This window comes from Stieleria marina, from assembly GCA_007741555.1.
Lineage (GTDB): Bacteria > Planctomycetota > Planctomycetia > Pirellulales > Pirellulaceae > K23-9.
Genome location: CP036526.1, coordinates 1,173,487 through 1,193,292, shown reverse-complemented (window position 1 = coordinate 1,193,292; position 19,806 = coordinate 1,173,487). Strand labels below are relative to the sequence as shown.

Genomic DNA, 19,806 nt, shown 5'->3' with positions numbered 1-19,806 from the left:
ACATGACGATTGCAATTTGGAGAACCGATACTGGCTAGAATCTGCAACCTTCGCCCTTTGCACACACCAAATTTGAACTGACCAAACTTGCATTCCGCAGGGCCAAGACCAAACCACTAGGCCAATATGCTTTCAACGAAAAGCCCTGAAAGCATCTTCACTGTTGCACAAATAGCCAACGGCTTCGATGCCGCGCTGCGACGACAATCGTGCTGTCGTTACAACCTGCTGCGACGATTACTGCGCGGCGCTACGACTGCCTTGAGGACCGCCGGTAATGCTCCGATCCATTGGCAACGGCCTTGCCGCGGTCGCAAAGCCTTTGGCGTAGAGATGCTCTTTCAAGCGACGGAATGCCGCAAAACTGTCCGGATAGACCCATACGGTAATCGTTGTTGCATTAGGTTTTCGCCCCGCAAGTTCAACGTCCAGCATCTGGCCACCGCTGAGCACCGATTCAATCGGCTCACCGTAGGGCTCCGACAAAGGTTCCACTTTCATTCGCACTAATTGAATTTGCGTCCCGGGCGAAACACCGCGACCGTTGGAAACCATTTTGCGTTGTTTGTCCATGATGTATCTCGCCACATAGCCGCGAACGGGTCCCACCGCTGCATCGATTCTGCCATCGCGTGGTCCTGCGGCTGCACGTGCGAAGTCACGCCGTATTTCTACAAGCAGCTTTTCAACCGGCACCAACGAGAGACGATTCCCTTTCAAACGAAAATGCAATTCCTCGCCAAACACCGTCTTCGCCATGGGCGTGGGCAAATGTTCGACCGCAACGACAGGTTGTTTTTCGCTTTCCAGACGATTTCGTTTCGCAGAAATATCCGAAATACGGCTCATCAGCGATTGCACTTCGGCTTGCTGCGCGGCAATTCGTGTCTTGTCCGCGTCCGATTTTTTCTTAATGTCTTCGTACGCCAGCTTGGCCTGGGCAAGGAGATCCAGCAGCATGCCGCGTTGCCGTTTGCGAGCCTCCAGTTCGTCATCCATCAGAAGAATTTTCTTCTCGAAACGATTCGAGTCCGCTTGGGCAGCTTGGGCGCGCATCGTGTGCGATGCCAAGGCCGTCAACTGCTGCTCGGTGGCAAACGTTGCCTCCGGCGCATCGGCTTGCTCCTCTTCTTGAGTATCTTGGACACTCTGAAGCACGGCTTGGGACTGCGTGCCCAAAATGACCACCAAGATGATCAAGATGCCGACCAGATTCGCGACGATATCCAAAAAGGAATCGTGTCCCATTTCCAGGGTGGATCTTCTGCGACGACTCATTGGGAACCTCCCGTCGACGATGTTTCACTGCGGCGGCCGACGACGTCGACTCCGCTATCAGACATCAGTCGCTGAAGCTGGTAGTAGCGGTCTTCGCCGCCCGACATGACTTCGACATCCAACCTTGGCTGCCAGCGACCACCAGGAAGTGCAGCTCCCCAGCGTTCGATGCGATCGCGAACCGCGCTGGCAAGTTCGATCGTTGCTCGATTCATATCGTCGTCGGCCAGGCCAAACATTTCCGTTGCACCACCGCGTGCCGATGCAACCAAAACAAGTCGCCCGGGGAAACACTGCACGCGAATGGTACGCACAATCGAATTGCCGCGCGACGCCGCGACGCTTCGTGGCAATGCCCACTGCTGTCGATCGGGAGTAGCCATCTCGCGAGTGGCTGATTGATTTCGGTTTTGATTTTGCGAATCCATCGATCCTTGGGCAGCGGCTTGTTCAGCTGCTCGCTGCGCCATTTCTGCTTGGCGGGCCAATTCATCAAACGATGGCTTCGCCGAATCATTCATCGAAAGTGACGGCTGCGAGGCATTGGCACCGGATTCACCCATCGCGCCCCCAGGAGCTGGCTGGTTCGGTATGGACTGATTTGAAGTCGACGCGGAGGGCGGCATCCGAAAGTTGTTTGATGGCGTTCCCTGATGTGATGGCGGAAGCATCGCCAAGTCAGAAGGAGCTTCAGCACCGCCACTGGGTGACTGCTGATTCGACGGAGCACCGTTAGGTTGATCCGCGGACGGCCCGCCCGCCAGATCGTTTTGCGGTCCATCCCCCAAGGAGAATGGATTGGGCTGTCGTTTCAGCATTCCATCACGCGCGGTGTTGGGGTCGACGAACTGGTTGGGCCGCACGCCATCGCGACGGTAGGATTCGGGCATGTGGTCGCCCAAAGCAGCCAGTGCAGTACCAGCTTCTGGATTCAGCGTGGCTTGATTGCGAGCAGACTGGTTTTGCGTGCTTTGATTCGTGGCAGATTGATCACCACCAAGAGTGCTGGACGAAGATTGCGACTGCGAAAGTCCGTTGCTGCCAGCGTAAGGATTCTGACTAATCCCGGTTCCGTCTTGAAGCTCGCCGGCTGCTTCACGCAATCGACGATCCAAAGCTTCTGCGATATCGGCCCCAGAACTACCTTGATTGTCTCCAAAGTGGGATCCCGAGCGGCCGCTGGAAAGTGAACCGTTGGAACTAAAATCGCGATGGTCATTGAACCCGCTCGAACGACCACGGCGGTCCATGTCGGCGGCCGACAGACGCGGGTAACGCTTGTTGCTTTCGATGGCCCCGCTTTGCCCGTACCGACTGCGTCCGAATCCACTTTTGGCACGTTGAGCAAGCGCCCGCATACCGTGCTGATCGATGACCGCCGCACGAATCGCTTCGTCGACGCGTTTCTTGAGAGATGGATCCGGTGTTCCGTAAGCCAAATTGACATCGTCAGGAACCAATTCGTAGCCAAACTGATCGTCCCAGTCTTGCAGGGCGATTCGGGCCGCCGCGTAGGTATCAATGCCATCGGGCCGAACAACCAACAGTGGATACGGTGGGACCGCATCGCCGTAGTTTTGCATCACATGGTTGCGAACCACTTTCAAAGCTTCGTCCAGCGGATTTGCTCCGCTGACAGACTCCTCCAAGTGAGTCGATGTTAGCTTGGAACCTTCGGGCCAAATCGTCAGCCCCTCGGCAGTACACTCCAAGTACACCGGTCGTCGATCCGTGCCATTGGGACCTTTGTGCGGAATCAATGCCACCAGAGGCGCCTTGGCTGTGCCGTCTGCGGTAAGTTTCGCCAATGACTCGGACTCCGCTTTTTCCTTGGCCCGCAATCGTTCTAGCTCCGCAGAATCGACTTCCGAAGCCACTGTTTCGCCGGTGGCAATGTCGGCTTGATCACTAAGCTGTTTCAGTTCTGCCTTGATACGCTGCATGTGCGATTCGACCTGACCCAGCTGATCTCGGCGGCGTTCCATGTCGGCAGTTTGCTCGGCGCGAAACGAAACCAATTGCTCAACGCGAAACGCTTCTTCGGCGATCAACGAAGCAGCCGTGGTTCCGGACATGCGTGGCACAACGGGCTCGGTCTTTTCCGCCAACTTTGACTCGGCAGCTTGCTTCGCTTCGGCCTGTTGAGTCGCTGCGGTTGCGGCGTTTTGCGAAACGAGCGCAAGCAGCAATATCAGCGTGCCCAGCGTGCAAACCAACACAGCTAGAAACGGAAAGAGCGACGGCGAGAGTGCTTTGCGGCGTCGCGAACTCATGCGGCACGCCTTTGAACAATTTGGTTGGCTGCGTTTTTTCCATCCGGCATCTGGGCCGAAAGAATGTCCACGGCTCGCGCCAAAGTTCGCATCGCGTCTGCCATGCCTTCACCGGCTGCGGCCGCCACACTGCGATCGATGCCGCGGTTAGTGGCGTCTAGTCGTTCCAAGTTGGTATCGAGTGACTGCTGCAAGGTGGTGATGGCTTTGGACTGAGTCGAAACGCTGGCGAGCTGTTCGCACTGCTTGATCATTTTTTGATGATGGTTCGCAAGCGCGGCCGCGTTGGTCGTCATCGTTTGCTCCCAAAGCTGTGTCTGCTTTTGCAGCGTCGTCGTTGTCACCGCCGAGGATTGCGCCATCACACTAGCGTGAGACTTTAGCGCCGGTGCCAGCGTCCCTTGGAATGCTTCGGCAATCAGGTTCGCGTTGTTAGATTGCACTTCCTGCCAAGTCTGGTGTGCTTCATCGATCGTCTTTTGCCAAAGCGATGCTTGCGACGCCAGTGATTCCGCGACGGCCGCTTTAATGCCGCTGCACAAATCGGCGACCAACGAAACTTGATTGTCGACAGCATCATCGCTGGGCAGACAAGCCGAAATCAGGTGACCTACGCGATGATCGATCGTGGCCAACAACTGCTGTTCGCTGCGTTCGATTGGAAACTGAATAAAGATCGCCAGGACTGACAGCACCAATCCCAGTGCGGTCGTATCAAACGCGACATACAACCCGCTTTTGAGTCGATCCACGGCGCCGGTACCATCGGTAAAGTCCAAACCACCAAGCGTTTGCGTGATCCCGATCACCGTGCCCAAAAAACCGAGCATCGGAATGGCCCAGACAATGATCCGAACCAAGCCAAGTGAATCGTGAGCCGCATCGGCATCGCGTCCTGAGAGTTCGCGAAGGTCATCGGCGAGGTGTTTGGACGTGCCGCGTTGCGATTGCCTGGTTAACAATTCTTCGATGCGATGGACTAACTGGCTGGCGCGACTGGCTGCGGGAAGTGCCGCGATGGTTGCCATCCAACGACGTGCCACGAAACCAGCGTCGTTGTCGGCGATCCATTTGTCAGCCGGAGTCGAATCCGACTGCGGAGGGATCAAATCGCGGTCACGAATCGCGTGCAGATAATTCCACTGCTGATTGACGTACCACCATTTGAACAACAGGATCGCGGTCGCAACCCAAAACAAAATGGTCGCAGCGATAGCGACCGGGTGACCCAAGAAGTACCGCTCCAGTGGTTGCCACGGGACGACGTGCACAATGCCATAAAACAAGATCGACACGACGCCGCCGGCGACGAGGGGCAAGAGACCGCCACCAAGACTGCCGGCTTGCGACACGACGTTGTCGTCTACGGAATCACTTTGCAGCGAATTTCCCGAGGCGTCGTCACTGAGTGCCCAAGGGTTCTTTTTCAAAGAACCGCCAACGGCGTGATTGCTGTCCGATGGGATTGCCGAGGAGTGTTCGTCGTTTCCACTGACCATGTCGAACCTTTTAGGTGCGGCCTATATACTTCAAAACTCGTTGCTTCAGATTTGGCGCAGCGTCTGCAACCTGATTGCCGACAGACAGCCGCAGATCACCAGATCGACCGTTACGACCGGCGAACTTGACTTAATCGTCAAATTCTCACATTCGGTCATTGAAAGCAAAGCTGCTTCGTGAGGTGGCCGGGAACGAGGTTTTTACCTTGCGATTGTTCGCTCGTCCTTCGTAGGATCGCGTGTGTATAGAAGGCCCTAGAAATCAACGCCACTCGACGCTGCGTGGAAAGAACGAATCAATGCCTACGACAATCCGGCGCTCCGCCCCCAAACGACTCTCGATTTTTGTCCGCTTGGGTCAAAGCCCGAAACACGTCGTGGGATTAGCGGCTGTGCTGGTAGTCGCAATGGCCACACAGGTAGACAGCCAAACACCGCCGACGCAACCTGAGTCGCAGCGATTCGATGCAACCAGCGACTTCGCCAACCGGCCCAGCGACACGCCCAGCGACACCCCCAGTCAGTTCGGCAATCTCCCACCGGCCAGTTTCCCACCAGCCAATTTCCCACCGTCCAACCGATCGCCCAGCCATTTAGCGTCGGACGCTCCGGCTACCTGGCTAGGTGGCACCCCGAACACCAAAAACACCCCCGTCCGGTCCCCTGTCACGCGGGCGAATGCGTCTTCCGTAGTCGCCCAAGCTGGCTTGAACACACCTGCGGCTTCGGTTTCCCCGGTTTTTACGGGTAAAACCAGTCCTATCGCTCGTGTGGGCGCCGCCGGCGAGATGATCGGTTTCACAAGCTCTGACGGTTCGGGAAGTCAGACAATTACGCTAGTTCATACCGGTAAATCGTGGATGGCTGTGTATCATATTGATAGTTCCGGAACGATCCGGCTGGTTAGCAGCCGGCCAATTGACGCCGACTTTGCGTTGCAGCTCAATGCTACGTCGCCGTTGCCCGATGATATACGAGAGATGGGCCGACGGTGACACTGCAGCAGCGAGTTGATTTGCAGCGTGTCGTTTGCGTGAAACACAGCGTGAATTTCGATACATCGCATGGCGAAACGAAAACGGTTTTACCAAGACGCGATGCAATCGTTTGGCAGAAAACTCTGCTCCGCAGTAATCGTTCCGCCACCCTTATCAACTAATGTCACAACACTCTTGCTGAGCCGGCGTCTCATGAACGCCGCTGCAGGACCATCGGAGTCGATCACGAGAAATGGCTGATTACCTATCGCTCGAAGAAGCTGCCCAGAAACTTGGCATCCCGACTGAAAAGTTGGTAGACATGCGAAGTCAGGGAGAGATTCGTGGCTTTCGTGACGGAGCCAGCTGGAAATTCCCCGAAAACGAAATCGACCGACTTGCTGACGAATTGGGCGCAAGCGGTGCCGACTCGGGATTCGGCTCCGGACTTCTGATCAGCGAAAATGAAGTCGGCTCGGCCATCTCCCAAGGTGGCAGCAGCATTATCGGCGGCGACGATTCCAAATTAGGCCAGGGCGAAAGCGACTTGGATTTGGCCAGTAGCGATTTGGGCATCGGCGGCGCGGTCCCCAAATCAACCACCGATGGCAGCGACGTCAATCTGGTTGCCGACTTGGGTGACGGAAGCGATGTGTCGCTTGTCCCCAGCAGCAGCGGATTGTCCGACAGTTCTGGCAAGGGCACCGCTACACCGCCGCTTGCAGGCGAAGACGATTTTGCCATCGATGACGACGATGGACTGCAAGAGATCGATTCAAAAATTCTTCAGATTGACGAACCAGCCTTACTGCACGATTCAAGTGACGAAATCGATCTGTCCTTGGAAGTCAAAGACGGCAGCACCGGTCCGGTGATCGCGGCCAAAAAGAGCTCCGTCCCGATGGCGGATTCATCCGGCAGCCTTGACCTGGGCGCCGAACCCGAAGACATGGCGAAGGGCGACGCCGGTGACCTGAGCTTTACCGGCGTCGTTCCCGATGACGATAGTGGCGAACTGGTCCTGGGCGACGACGACAGCAGCATGGACGCATTGGCCAGCGACGTGCTTTCGGATTCCAACGCTTCGCGATCAGGCGCCAGCAGCTTGGAGCTAATGGACGAACTGAACGGACCGCTTTCAGGTTCCGGCATGGCCAGTGCAAGCGGAATACACAGCTCCGGCGATGTGCTCAGCGAACTTGATTTATTGAGTGCCGAAAGCGGTGGCAGCGGTTTGATCTCCGGCGACAGCGCCAATCTCCTCGTGTCATCCGGACTAGGCAGTAGCTTGGGTGACGACGTCTTGGGCGGACTGGACGACGCACTGGATGACGATGACGACCTGGTCATTGCCGATGACGACGATGATCTAGTTATCGACAGCTCCGGTGTCGACATCTCCGTGGCGGGCGATAGTGGCATTAACTTGATGAGCCCGTCAGACAGTGGCTTGTCGCTTGAAAGCGAGCCATTGGATTTGGCTGGCAGCAGCATTTCGGCTCTGGACTTGGGCGCTGAACTGGCTGACGGTTCGGACGTCGGCGAAGCGGGTTCGGACGCCAGCGGATCGATGGTCGACTTCCAAGCCGACGAAGAATTCCAGCTTTCACCTTCGGGAATCGGACTCGAAGCCGACTTCGAGAGCGGTTCGCAGGTAATCGAAGTCGAAGATTCCGAAGCCATCGGCGAAGCGGTTGAATTCGACGACGCAGAAGCTCCCGTCGGCGACGCGTTTGCAACGGACGACGCTGGAGGATTTGGCGACGAAGCCGAAGCGATGGACGCCGAGGCTGTCGACGAAGACGCACCTGTCGGACTGGACACCACTTCCGCACGCAGAAGTTCTGCGATCGCAGCGGCTGGCGGCGTCGGAACCTACGAAGTTCCATTCAACCTGCTGCAGTGCTTGGCATTGCTGAGCATTATCGCCGTGATGAGTTTGGGCGGAATGCTGATGACGGACTTGATCCGCAACATGTGGACTTACACCGAACCATCTGCTCCCGTCAGTTCTCTGACCGATGCATTGATTTCTTTGATGGGCTGGTCGTAGCCAACGTATCGGCCTACGCCTGATCGCTGCAACAAATTTCGGCACACGCGTCCGCTGGCAAAAGCTAGTCGCGACGCGTCGGCAAGTGCTGCTGGCAACGGTTGATCTGCATGCGTTGGCCGGGCGCCAACTTTCTGACTTTGGCGGGTTTATCTGCGGGGCCATCGCTGAGCCCGAAAGCTAGTGCTTGGTTAGAGACAAGTGTTCACTGCGAATATTTATGCGCAACCTTGCCTGGCGTTTGGTGGCCTCAGCTACTCTGCTGGTGTGCCGATCAGACCTGACTCGCAAAAGCAATTTTGGTCGCGACCTCCAGTTGGCAGTCATCCGTGACTCGACGCGGGGCTGAAATGATCAGGGTTCAACCGGCACGATTCGAACCTCCAGTGGCTTGTTTCGGCTCAGCACGCCTGTCGAAGGAACCACCGTCAAATCCGGTCGGTCTCTGACACTCAGTCGCACTTCGCCGCTCATCACGTTCATAAATACAGAACCATCATCGAGCGTGTTGCTGAAAAAACTTCTCTGACTGGGCACGTGAACCCCCACAAGCTTGACGGGCACATCCGTTCGAATTCGGACAAAGCCATAATCCGTCGTTCGGTCGTAGGCGGCGACCAATCCCATCAAGCCCACTTGAAGAACCAATGCCGCGGTGCCCAAAGTCGCCAAACGTGGAATCCGCTTGGGCTGGTCACTCAGGTAGATTCGATACCCAACCATGGCCGCTATCGAAACCAATGCCAGAGCAAACAGCACACCCGCAGCGTAGCAAAGGCCGCCAAACGCTAGGCAAGGTTGCGCGCCAGCAAACGCGACTGCGATGATCGCTGTCGCAATCAATCCGGTGCGAATTTGAAATCGATATGGCTTCTGCTTCGATGACCACAAGTCAAGCTCTTTGGCGAATCCAATCAGCCCAATTGGAATCACGATCGCGCCATAGACAAAGATCGCCGTCGCGATCCAAACAGCGTCCGGCAAATAGTGATGCAGCGTATTCCAGTCGAACAGCGAGACGACGAAGCTAAGAAAAACCGTAAAAACAGGAGCCGACAGAGCAAAGATCTGACTCTCAACATGCTGGCCCGTTTTGAGTGCAAACACAGACAGCACACTGCCGATTAGCAACCCCGCTAAGAGTGCAGATGCGATGACGGATTCAACTTCCAAAGTCGCCGCAACGCATGCCGCCCCAATCGCAATCAGCTGCAACGCATAGATCGCCAGAAACGACTGGGGCCGGAAAACAGATAGCTGCCTTCTTGTGCCCACCCGCTGATTCGCCCAAAACCGCCGGATCTCAACGACTCCCCAGGGAACTGCTGCAAAAACAAACAGCGTTATCAAAGTCACGATTGGACCGACATCAGAGGGTCGAAGACTAAACAGTTTGATGATGAACGCCAGCAGCAATGTAAACACGATCGACGACGCTCCAAATGCGATGCTCGTCCAACGCAATCCCGACATCCAGGCCGAAAGGGTGACCGCAGTGCCTACGACCAAGCCAAATACAATCCCTGTCACGACGATCGATTCGATGTTGATCAACGCCATCGGCAAAGCGACCACCATTCCCAAAATTTGCAAAGCGACCAGCGGCACGAACCAGGAATCGCGGAACGTGGAAACGTTGGTCGAGACTCTGGAGAAAAACGGCACCGAGTTTGTCTCGGGAAAATCAAACTTCGCGTTCGTGCCCCGATCATTGACGATGCAGTCGTTCAATAACTCCGCGACTTCAGACGCCGATTGAAAGCGATCGTCGGGCGACTTGGCCATCAACCGCATCACGATCTGTTCCATCCATTCGGGAATCGCGGGATTCACCGATCGAATCGAACGCGGCACGTCGTCGCAGACTCGGCGGAGCGTGGCAACGGTTGAATCCGCGCGAAAAGCGGGCCGGCCGGTACACAACGTATACAGAACGCTTCCCAGACTGAATAAATCGCTCCGCGAATCGATCGCGTTTCCAAGGCTTTGCTCAGGCGACATGTATTGCGGTGTGCCAGCGATCATGCCCGTCTGCGTCATTCCGATATCATCGGTCGCCCGAGCGAGTCCAAAGTCAGTGATCTGAACACGGTTGACGCCGCTCTCCAGCAAGATATTCGCTGGCTTGATATCGCGGTGAACCAACCCCTGCTCGTGCGCGGCCACCAACCCTAACGCAATCTGTTTTCCAATTCGCAGGATTTCCGATAACTCCAATTCACCGTCGCTGTCCACTCTGTCTTTCAAGGAGACCCCGTCCACGTATTCCATGACGATAAGCGGTGGATGACTGGTTTCTTCGATCGCGTGGATGGTAACGACATGTTCATGCCGCACCGCGGCCGCAGCTTGTGCCTCCCTCAAGAAGCGTTTGACCGCAGTGGGATTTGTGGCAAGCTCCGGAGCCATGACTTTGATGGCAACGATACGATTAAGCCTGGTGTCGTACGCTCTAAAAACCAGCCCGCATCCTCCCCGACCAACCAAACCAACGACTTCGTATTGCCCCAGCGTTCCCAAGCAACCTGGCTTGTTACTGGGCGTTAGAAAATCAAGCGACAAATCGCTAAGCGACTCTCCGAAGACGCGTGGGCTATCGCTGCAAACCGTCAGGACCAATCCCGGCGGATCGTTTTCCAAAAACTCACCCACCTCTGACGCGGCACGTAACAAATCTTCGACGCGCTGACGCAAAGCGTGATCGTCACCACAGACTTGATCCAAGTACTCGCGCCGAGCGGTTTGAGTTGCCTTTTCGAGTGCTATCGTAAAAATTTCGCGTTCGTTCATAGCGGATGCATCATACCTGCTGGCGGAGTGGAATCTGTCGCACAGAACCCAATGCGAGAGAATCCCTGACGGTCCGCCAAGAATTTTTGATACAGGACTACAGGTCATTGACCACGAACCGGGACACTGGGACTAACACCGGATCCGGATCGTTCAACGCACGGTTTGATCGGCCTATTCCATCGATTGAAACAACCATGCCCGAGCGAACGTCCATAAACGTTCGGCTGAACGCGTGGACACATCCAAGACTTCCGCCGCCTGCGAGACCGTCAGACCCGAGAAATATCGCAACTTGACCAGCAACGCTGCGTCGGGTTCTTCTGCTTGAAGTCGGTCGAGTGCTTCGTCGAGCGAAAGCAAGTCAATTTCAGCATCGGGCGTTTCGATCTGATTGGCGTCAAAATCACTTCGTGTCCATTGACCACCATGTTTGACGGTTTGTTTACGCCGGGCGTTGTCGATCAAGATTCGCCTCATCGATTCGGCCGCCGCTGCAAAGAAATGGTGGCGAGAATCCCATCTTTGTTGGTGCTCGGTATCGACCAAACGTAAATAAGCTTCGTGCACCAGCGCTGTCGCTTGCAGGGTCTGCCCAGCCCGTTCATTACGCAAACGATCGGCTGCCAAACGACGCAATTCCCGGTACACCAACGGCAGCAGGTCTGCCGATTCGTGCTCGCGACTCTCAAGCGAATTTAAAACTTGCGTAACGTCATCTCGCTCGCTCATAGGATGCCCAGCATAGGTCCACCAAAACCGTCCGATCTTTCAGCATAGTCGAAACGACGAACCTCCGCGTTGTCACTGCGAACAACCAACAGCCTGCGAACCGGACGCCACCAAAACAAACGACGATGCATTCCTCGGGTTTCCAATACGTCTCGCCAACCATTCGCGTCTGCCACCTCGCTGCGGTACAGCGAATTCCCTGCGAATCCCCAACGCACTCACAGGCCCAATCCAAAACATTGCCATCGCTGGCGATCGGGTTGGTTTGTCACCCAATGATTTTGAATGGATGCCGAAGAAAAACGCTCGTTTTCAGGTCGCATTGAATGCTGGCATCTCGCATCCAAGCTGTTTTCAATATTCGGCTCGTGATTGTCGATTGTAACGCTAGTACACGTGCCGTGACTTGCTTGCAGTGCATCGATCAAACCATTCAAAGTGACACCTTGAGATCGCACTGGCATTTTCGGGCGACGGCATTTGTGCCACCGTGTTTCACTTGGGTGTGTTGGCTCGGATGGCACGCCAAGACTCATTGAGCAAAGTAGAAGATCATCTCCAGCGTCTCGGGTGGCAGTTTGGCGGCCGGGCTCGTCTTTGCGTCCTCTGGCAACCGTTGGCTTGGAAGTGCGGAATTCTTGCACGACATCGTGCAGCAAATCCACTCAATGTTGACGACCAAAAATCTGCAACGAATGTATGCGATCAAGTCGTCGATGCTCCCGTGGCGATTGGCCTCTGGGCGAGCCGGCGTGCTGGGCAACGAACTGGAGCGGCAATGGAAGATTACCGGCAAGCTGCTGATTTGCCGATTTCGCCGCGCTAGATCATCAACGCGACCTGTTATCAAACGGGCAAAAACTGGCGGTTCCAGCGCGACGAAATGGGCGACTACCAGACCAAATACGTCAATGATCCGGATTTTCGTTTGTCACATGCTTTGGCCGCATCCGCTGGCGTGCCCGGATTGATTGGCCCACTGATCGCCAAGTTGCGTGACTACCAGTGGAGCGAGTATCAAGACGACCAATGGCAGTCGATTGCCCCCAAGTACAAACGGATGCACCTTTGGGATGGCGGTGTGTATGGCAATTTGGGCGTCGAATCGTTGTTCAAACCAGGCGACGGTTTGCGAGAGGGCACAGACTTTTTGATCGTGTGCGATGCCTCGCGACCGCTTTCCAACGAAACTCGTCAATCCAGATGGCGGCCGGGTTACTTGGCTGCTTCGATGCGATTGGTCGACGTGGCAACGGACCAAGTTCGCAGCTTGCGAGCGCAAATGCTGATGGACTACTTCAAACAAAACCCAGGCAGCGGTGCGTACCTGCGACTGGGGCTGAACACGAAACGCGTGTACTCACGCAACAATTTGAACGGTCAATCCACTTTGTCGGACGACGAAGTTCGCGAAGTAGCCGGCATCGAAACCACTCTGCGACGGCTCACTCACAACGAGTTTAGCCTGCTGTCTCGCCACGGATTCGAGGTGGCGGATGCAACCTTGTCGTCTTATTGCACCGAAACGCTCCAGCGAGTTCAGCCCAGCCATGTCGCGTTTCGCCCTGCGTAGCAAATCGTTGCTGCGAGCAGCAAATCTGGAAGGATTCCGATCCTGAACTCGTGGACAAACGCCACTTGCCCTAACCATCACAGGGTGATTTGACGGCACTTTTCCCCGTGGCAAGCTGTCACGGGGGAAATTAGGCGGGTACGAAGACCCAGTGCCAAGCGTTTATACTGGAGAGTTGGAAAACGCGGTCCCCCCACGCAACCAGCCAAGTTGCCCCGAAACGACATGGCAGTCCCGTTGCATGCCGCGATCGAAGGATTCGCTTTGTCTGCTCTATACCAGGTTTGTATGTCTCACCGTGTCTACCTTGGGTGCCTTGCACTCGTTCTGACCTCATTCGTCGGCTGTCAAAAGACAGATCCGATCGTGACCTACAGTGTACCGACCAAAGTGCCTGAACAATTGCTCCCTGGCAAAGACCGAATGTTGGCCGCGATGGTCCCCAAAGACGACCAAGTTTGGTTCTTCAAAGTCACTGGTCCAGAAGAGTCCATTGCAACGATTGACAAAGCATTTGAGACATTCGTCAAATCGATTGAGTTCTCCGCAGGCAAACCCGACCTCGCCGAACTTCCAGACGGCTGGCGGCGTGGCGGCGAAAAACCGTTTCGCTATGCGTCGATCGACGTGATGGTCCCCGGCAAACAACTCGACATCAGTATTTCAAAACTCTCCAAGCAAGACGACTGGGACAAATATGTCGCCATGAACGTCAATCGCTGGCGAGGGCAGTTGGGCCTGGAGTCTTCCGAAGACAAATGGGCCGGAGGCGACTCCATCGACGTCGCCAGTGCGGATGGGCAATCTGTCTGGGTCGATATGCTCGGAGATCCTTCCAAAGCGTCCAATTCGATGGCACCTCCGTTCGCACGCGGGCCCATGAGCGGCTCAATGGCTGGTGGCCCCATGTCAGGTGGACCGCCATCCACTTCGCCCGCCAAAGAAACAGCCGCCCCCAAAGCGGACTCCCGTTTGAAGTTTGACACTCCCGAAGGCTGGCGCGACGGCAAAAAGAGCATGATGCGTTTGGCTGCGTTCAACGTCGGTCCCGAAGACACTGAAGCCGTCATTACCGTCATGCAGGCCGGCGGTGATTTGCGAGCCAATGTGGCGAGATGGATCGGCCAGATTCGACAAGGGCAGGTTCCTGACGACGTCGTCGACCAAGCGATGGCCGATGCCCAAGAAGTAAAAGTCGCCGGCCGCGACGCCAAACGCTACGTCCTGACCGGCGAGAAAGCCGACGAAGGGGACGCAATCGACGCCACGATCGTCCCGCTTGAAGGTGGATTCAGCATGTTTGTCAAAATGACGGGCCCCGCTGCGACGGTGTCCGACCAAAACGACGCGATGGTCGAATTTTTAGAATCCCTAAAATTTTGACGTTCGGCAATAATGAAGCATCGACGGTGCCCCGGCTTTAAGCGGTCGCCACCTCAGTGAACCGCCTACAGGCGGAACAACAACAAATTCTTAAAAGCAATAATCATGGCTACTGCGTCAACCACTCCCTACGCCGACGATGCTCGCCCGGAAGAATCTCTTTCGATTAGTTCGGGAATCATCGGGACCTTGGCTTCACTGAAACTGACGGTCGCGCTGTTTGCCTTTTCGCTGGTGATCGTGCTGGTGGGCACGCTCGCGCAAGACGAAATGAACATGTTCGAGGTGAAACAAAGGTATTTCACTTCGTGGATCGCGATGATGCACGTCGACGATTTTTTCCCGCAAGCATTTTTTCCTCACGACAAACCGCTGCGGCTGCGGATTCCGTTCCCCGGCGGCGCCCTGATCGGCCTGATGCTGATGGTCAATTTGGTCGCGGCCAAAGCGACGCGTTTTCGCGTACACGCCGGTGGAACACGTTTGGCCGCCGGCATCTGCCTGATCGCGCTTGGCGTGTTGGTTGCCGCATTGATCGTGTCGACCGGCCACAGCAGTGATGGACTGCAAGGCAATCCGCCGGAGTGGCTCGGCTACAGCGGACTTTGGCGATGCTGCCAAGTTGCCATGGGTGTTGGCGCCGTCGCATCAGTGCTCGCCTGTCTATCGGCAAAACATCGATTACTACGAACGACCAGCATCGTCCTCACAGTGATTCTGACGGGCCTATTGATCTACACGGTCGTCAACGATTATCGCATCGGTGACCCAGGATTGCGAATCGTCTGGCAGCTCTCCAAAGGCCTGGGCGCGGGTGTGATTTTGCTCGCTGGCTGTTTGCTGATCTTCGCCAAACAAGGCGGCAATGTCTTGCTGCACCTCGGTGTTGCTTTGCTCATGTTCGGTCAATTTGTCTTTGGCGACCGCCAGTTGGAACAGCGTCTCAGTCTGGTTGAAGGCCAGTCCAGTAACGCTCTGATCAACTTGGATGAAGTGGAACTCACCTTTATCAATACGGTCGGCGACGAAGATATTGTCGTTGCTGTACCAGGCAGTCGTCTTCGACAGGCCGCGAACGACAAAAACAAGATTTCGGATCCGTCGCTTCCCGTCGATGTCGCCGTTGTTCGCTTCCTCGAAAATTCGCAGCTGAAACGCCCCGGCAAAGAAAACCTTGCAACGCAGGGACTGGGGCTAGAAGTTGAAGCGACCGAACAGCGTAAAAGCGGCGGCGCCGAAAGCAGCATCAACGTCGTTTCGGCGTACATCGAACTCTTTGGCAAAGGCACCGACGATTCGCTCGGAACGCACTTGGTCAGCCAATGGCTGTCGGACAACGCAGCGTTGACACTGAACCCCAAAACCCCCGACGACTACGACAAGATCACGGCGAATGACAAAGAATACAAAGTTGGCCTGAGATATCACCGCGAAGTCAAACCGTACTGGGTACAGTTGGAAGACGTCAGGCGGGTCACCTACAGCGGTACCGACACGCCGCGCGATTACTCGTCGTTTATCCGAATCGTCGATCCCGTCAGCGGCGAAGATCGTCGTGAACGAGTTTGGATGAATAACCCGCTGCGTTTCCGCGGCGAGACGTATTTTCAGTCCAGCTACGAATCGCTTCCCAACGGCAAAGAGTGGACCAGTTTGCAAGTGGTTCGCAACTCCGGTTGGCTGATTCCCTATGTCGCTTGTAGCATCACAGCCTTGGGCATGCTGGTTCACTTCTTCGGCACTCTACAGCGATTCCTTAGCCGCCGCGAACGCGAAATGGCCAAGCAGCTGACTCCCCATCAGCCGCCATTGCCGGTCTACGCCTCCGTCGCTGTGTACAGCTTAATTGCGTTGGGGATGCTTCAGCCTTGGAAAGCAACTTCTTACGGCATTGTCGGCCCGACCCCGACAGACAAACAAACCGAGCAGCCAGCAGACAAAGACGATGCGGGCAAAACCAAGGACGCCGGCGCGGAATTTGACTTCGCAACAGCGGGCGCCATCCCCGTGCAATTCGGTGGTCGTGTGATGCCGCTTGACGCCTACGCGCGACAAACGCTCAAAGCCATGAGCAACAAAGAAACGCTCCCACTGGACGGCGTGCCAGACGGTTTCAAAACGCGAATCGGTGAAGACGCCAAGAAGATCTCTGCCATGCAGTGGTTGATGGAAGTTGCGATCGACGAACCCAAAATTCGTTACGTCCCGATGTTTCGGATTGATGCCGAAGAGGTCCGTTCGGAGCTGGGCGTTTCAGCTCACAAGACCAAACTGTATTCATTGAATGACATTGGCGAAAACTGGCAACGCGTCGACAAATTGATCAAAGCCGCCGGTGGCAAAGACAATGCGGAGCGTTCTTTCAAAGAAAAGAAACTGATCGAACTTGATCTCCGGACACGCAACTACACCCTCGCGTCGGCATCGTTTCAATTACCGCTTCCCGAAGCCGTCCCCGAAAACTTGCCTCCACAAATTAGTCGCGAGCAAGCTCAGGTGTTCATGATTCAAGAGCTAGAAAAGCGTCTTGAAGCCCTCAAGCAGATGCGTTCGCCCAATATCATTCCACCGACAGCCGAAGTCGCCAAAGACGTGGTCGACAATCCGCAGTGGTCCGCATTTGGCCCTGCGTTCTTCGACGATGCCAAAGCCAGCATCCAAGGCGGTGGTTCGGACGATAGTACTCGGCCCGGAGTGAAAACGTTTGGCAAAATGATCAGCGCCTATGGAGACAATGATCCAGTCGCGTTCAATAAAGCTGTCACCGATCATTTGGGAGCCGTGCAAAGCTATGCGATTCCTGGCTACCAACCGCGATTGGTCTCTCTGGAACGCTGGATGCAAACCAAATGGCCTACCGGACAAGCCATGTTTTTGTACCTGGCCACTTTTGTGTTAGGGCTGGTGTATCTAGCGACGGGCCTACCAAGATTGCGACGCGCGATCTGGGGAATGCTTGTCATCACATTCGTGATTCACACGATTGCGATCGCGTGTCGAATCATGATTACTCAGCGTGCCCCGGTGATCAACATTTACTCTTCGGCCGTGTTTATCGGCTGGGCCGCCGTCGGTTTTGGATTGATCATCGAATCAATTTACCGACGCGGACTAGGCAATCTATTGGCTGCCGTCGCAGGCACGCTGACATTGTTGGTGGCGTACGGACTGAGCCTGAACACGGGCGATACGATGCCTGTTTTGGAAGCCGTTTTAGACACGCAGTTTTGGTTGACCACGCACGTGATCAGCGTCTCGCTCGGATACGTCGCCACGCTGGTCGCCGGATTCTTTGGGATCGGCTATCTGCTGACCAACTGGATCGGCGCCAAAGAGGCGACGCAGCGACAACTCTATCGTTGCTGTTACGGCACGGCGTGTTTCGGAATCCTCTTCAGCTTTGTCGGCACGCTCTTGGGCGGACTTTGGGCGGACGATAGCTGGGGACGTTTCTGGGGGTGGGACCCGAAAGAAAACGGTGCTCTGCTGATTGTCATTTGGAACGCCCTGATGCTCCACGCTCGCTGGGATGGAATGGTCAAGGCACGCGGTTTTTCGGTACTGGCCATCGGCGGCAATATCGTCACGGCATGGAGCTGGTTCGGCACCAATGAACTAGGCATCGGAAAACACAGCTACGGATTCACGTCCGGAGTGTTGTTCTGGTTAACGGTCTTCGTCGTCAGCCAATTGGCGTTTATCATCGCTGGCATGGCGTTCAGTCGAAAACCACCCACACCTGCTGCCTAGGTTTGCCGGGCTTCGCCCCATCGGCGAACGAAGCACCAGAGCCTAGCTATCGATGTTCGATCGGCTGGCCATCGGACCAGTGAGCGGCTCGAACGTTTCCTGATGGCGGTCCGCCTGCTTCGTTTGGAGCAACCGGCTGGCTAGGCGGTACGAACAGTTCCACCAATCCCGCTGTCTGCTTGGAGATCGGTACGACTTCGCTGTGCTGCGGAGCAATGGCATGGGCCAGGCGGATCGCTGCGATGCTGCGACCATCCGATAGTGCCAATTCGCGACGCGGACCATACAGAGCGATGTCCTGACGTACGAATTCGTAGAACTTCTCTTTATTGCAAGCGCCTCGCAGACTGAGGTCCCAACCGTTCATCTGAAAGTGCAAAGCCATCAGTTCGTAGAACACCTCTCCCGACGGATTTTGCACTGCCTGTTGATCGACCACAAAGCCAAGTTCATTTTCCATCGCACTGAGCAGCGACGATCGGATCCATCCCTTCGTTGACCGAACCGTGCCGGACAAGTTGACGGATTGCCCCGGAACGATCTGGCAACGATCCAGCACCAAGTCGGCCTTGCCACGAATGGAATGCGGCAGGTCCTCAAAGACACTTCCTAGGTCGATGGAGCTGAACCTTGCTCCGCCCAAGTCCACCGACCATCCACCACTGAACTCCGATTCCCAGGTGAGTTTTCCGGTGAATTCAGCATCCGATCCCAAGCGTTTTAACAGCGGCAAGTACCCGGCCAGTGCAGAGCAGGGCAGGGCAGTGGGGCCAGTCTCCAACGTCCACCGCGTCTTGGGCTTGTCGGTACTGCGATCACGTATGGCTGTGACATTGACCGGAAAACGATTGCGGCCCGGCGTCAAACACTGCAATGTGGCCTCGACGGAATGAGGTCTCGGCTTGATCCACATTAACAGATCTGACATCGACATCGACCCCGTCTCGCTGTGAATCGTCAGATCATTTGCAGTGATCTTCACCGGCACTTTTGTCAGTTTCGGGCGGCACAAGAAACGGTCGTGCACCAACTGCCAGGCATGCGCCAGCTGGGGTGACTGTAGCTCTGGCTTTTCGATCCGAACTCCAATCCGTTCGTCTTCGCAGATCCACGTGATTCGTTCGACCTTTGCCACTTCCAAATTGGTTTCGGGTTCGTGGATGCAAACTCGGTGCAGGCACATTCGGTAGGGCGATATCTGCTCGAAATCGTCGACCGTGACCACCAAGCCAGTCTCGCGCGACAACCTGGCTTGGATCTCCGCCAATTGCCGATTGTGATACCACGGCGTCCAAGAAACAAAGACGATCGCGAACGTAAAAAAAGTCGGAATCGCGCAGCAGAAAACGAACAACAACCGAGCTATCGCTCGCTCCGTCCGTTCATGCATCGAGAATCCTTTCTCGCGGTCAGTTTCGCAGTCGAATGGGCATCCGTTCTGCGACGCAGAATGTTCCTTCGCATCCTAGATTCACGAGCCAACTCGCCGATAGGTCGT

At 55.7% G+C, this 19,806-nt stretch carries 10 protein-coding genes and 1 pseudogene; 5 read left to right on the top strand and 6 right to left on the bottom strand.

Annotation, left to right across the window (positions count from 1 at the left end):
• Positions 1-237: 237 nt before the first annotated feature.
• The 3 genes from K239x_RS04255 to K239x_RS04245 are packed head-to-tail and all read right to left on the bottom strand — an operon-like array spanning position 238 to position 5,050.
• Entirely contained in the window at positions 238-1,278 is a 1,041-nt protein-coding gene (locus K239x_RS04255; RefSeq protein ID WP_145416407.1) for a hypothetical protein, read from the bottom strand.
• On the bottom strand, positions 1,275-3,551 hold the full coding sequence (locus K239x_RS04250) for a RodZ family helix-turn-helix domain-containing protein (RefSeq protein WP_145416406.1): 2,277 nt from the start codon (positions 3,549-3,551) through the stop codon (positions 1,275-1,277). Before K239x_RS04250 ends, K239x_RS04255 begins: the two co-directional genes overlap by 4 nt.
• The gene (locus K239x_RS04245) at positions 3,548-5,050 is read right to left on the bottom strand and encodes a MotA/TolQ/ExbB proton channel family protein (protein ID WP_145416405.1); all 1,503 of its coding nucleotides are present in this window, start codon (positions 5,048-5,050) and stop codon (positions 3,548-3,550) included. Before K239x_RS04245 ends, K239x_RS04250 begins: the two co-directional genes overlap by 4 nt.
• Before the next feature lie 299 nt (positions 5,051-5,349).
• Here K239x_RS04245 and K239x_RS04240 point away from each other — a divergent pair, with 299 nt between their 5' ends.
• Both K239x_RS04240 and K239x_RS04235 read left to right on the top strand, forming a co-directional pair.
• Positions 5,350-6,045 carry a RodZ family helix-turn-helix domain-containing protein gene (locus tag K239x_RS04240; RefSeq protein ID WP_145416404.1) on the top strand — a complete coding sequence of 232 codons (696 nt, stop codon included), beginning with the start codon at positions 5,350-5,352 and terminating at the stop codon, positions 6,043-6,045.
• Between the two features lie 235 nt (positions 6,046-6,280).
• Positions 6,281-8,080, top strand: a complete 1,800-nt coding sequence (locus tag K239x_RS04235) for a helix-turn-helix domain-containing protein (protein WP_145416403.1) — start codon at positions 6,281-6,283, stop codon at positions 8,078-8,080.
• A 354-nt stretch (positions 8,081-8,434) separates the two neighbouring features.
• On the opposite strand, the gene K239x_RS04230 is transcribed toward K239x_RS04235, so the two are convergent.
• Together K239x_RS04230 and K239x_RS04225 are read right to left on the bottom strand one after the other, a co-directional pair.
• Positions 8,435-10,870, bottom strand: coding sequence for a serine/threonine-protein kinase (locus K239x_RS04230; protein ID WP_145416402.1), 2,436 nt, complete (start codon positions 10,868-10,870; stop codon positions 8,435-8,437).
• A gap of 174 nt (positions 10,871-11,044) precedes the next feature.
• Positions 11,045-11,602, bottom strand: coding sequence for an ECF-type sigma factor (locus K239x_RS04225; RefSeq protein WP_145416401.1), 558 nt, complete (start codon positions 11,600-11,602; stop codon positions 11,045-11,047).
• A 451-nt stretch (positions 11,603-12,053) separates the two neighbouring features.
• Between K239x_RS04225 and K239x_RS04220 the strand changes: the two are divergent.
• The 3 genes and pseudogenes from K239x_RS04220 (at position 12,054) to K239x_RS04210 (ending at position 18,308) form a co-directional block, all read left to right on the top strand.
• Positions 12,054-13,175 (top strand): annotated as a pseudogene (locus tag K239x_RS04220) (patatin-like phospholipase family protein).
• A gap of 366 nt (positions 13,176-13,541) precedes the next feature.
• Positions 13,542-14,558, top strand: coding sequence for a hypothetical protein (locus K239x_RS04215; protein WP_419189655.1), 1,017 nt, complete (start codon positions 13,542-13,544; stop codon positions 14,556-14,558).
• A 105-nt stretch (positions 14,559-14,663) separates the two neighbouring features.
• A complete protein-coding gene (locus K239x_RS04210) occupies positions 14,664-18,308 on the top strand; it encodes a cytochrome c biogenesis protein (RefSeq protein ID WP_145416400.1) in 3,645 nt (1,214 codons plus the stop codon).
• Positions 18,309-18,354: 46 nt separating this feature from the next.
• Here the strand turns inward: K239x_RS04210 and K239x_RS04205 are convergent, their stop codons facing one another.
• A complete protein-coding gene (locus K239x_RS04205) occupies positions 18,355-19,698 on the bottom strand; it encodes a hypothetical protein (RefSeq protein ID WP_145416399.1) in 1,344 nt (447 codons plus the stop codon).
• Positions 19,699-19,806: the final 108 nt, after the last annotated feature.

Bases quoted from the DNA above. Each gene is read 5' to 3' on its own strand.
- K239x_RS04225 (WP_145416401.1), bottom strand. From the start codon at position 11,602: ATGAGCGAGCGAGATGACGTTACGCAAGTTTTAAATTCGCTTGAGAGT.
- K239x_RS04245 (WP_145416405.1), bottom strand. From the start codon at position 5,050: ATGGTCAGTGGAAACGACGAACACTCCTCGGCAATCCCATCGGACAGC.
- K239x_RS04205 (WP_145416399.1), bottom strand. From the start codon at position 19,698: ATGCATGAACGGACGGAGCGAGCGATAGCTCGGTTGTTGTTCGTTTTC.
- K239x_RS04250 (WP_145416406.1), bottom strand. From the start codon at position 3,551: ATGAGTTCGCGACGCCGCAAAGCACTCTCGCCGTCGCTCTTTCCGTTT.
- K239x_RS04255 (WP_145416407.1), bottom strand. From the start codon at position 1,278: ATGAGTCGTCGCAGAAGATCCACCCTGGAAATGGGACACGATTCCTTT.
- K239x_RS04235 (WP_145416403.1), top strand. From the start codon at position 6,281: ATGGCTGATTACCTATCGCTCGAAGAAGCTGCCCAGAAACTTGGCATC.
- K239x_RS04240 (WP_145416404.1), top strand. From the start codon at position 5,350: ATGCCTACGACAATCCGGCGCTCCGCCCCCAAACGACTCTCGATTTTT.
- K239x_RS04210 (WP_145416400.1), top strand. From the start codon at position 14,664: ATGGCTACTGCGTCAACCACTCCCTACGCCGACGATGCTCGCCCGGAA.
- K239x_RS04230 (WP_145416402.1), bottom strand. From the start codon at position 10,870: ATGAACGAACGCGAAATTTTTACGATAGCACTCGAAAAGGCAACTCAA.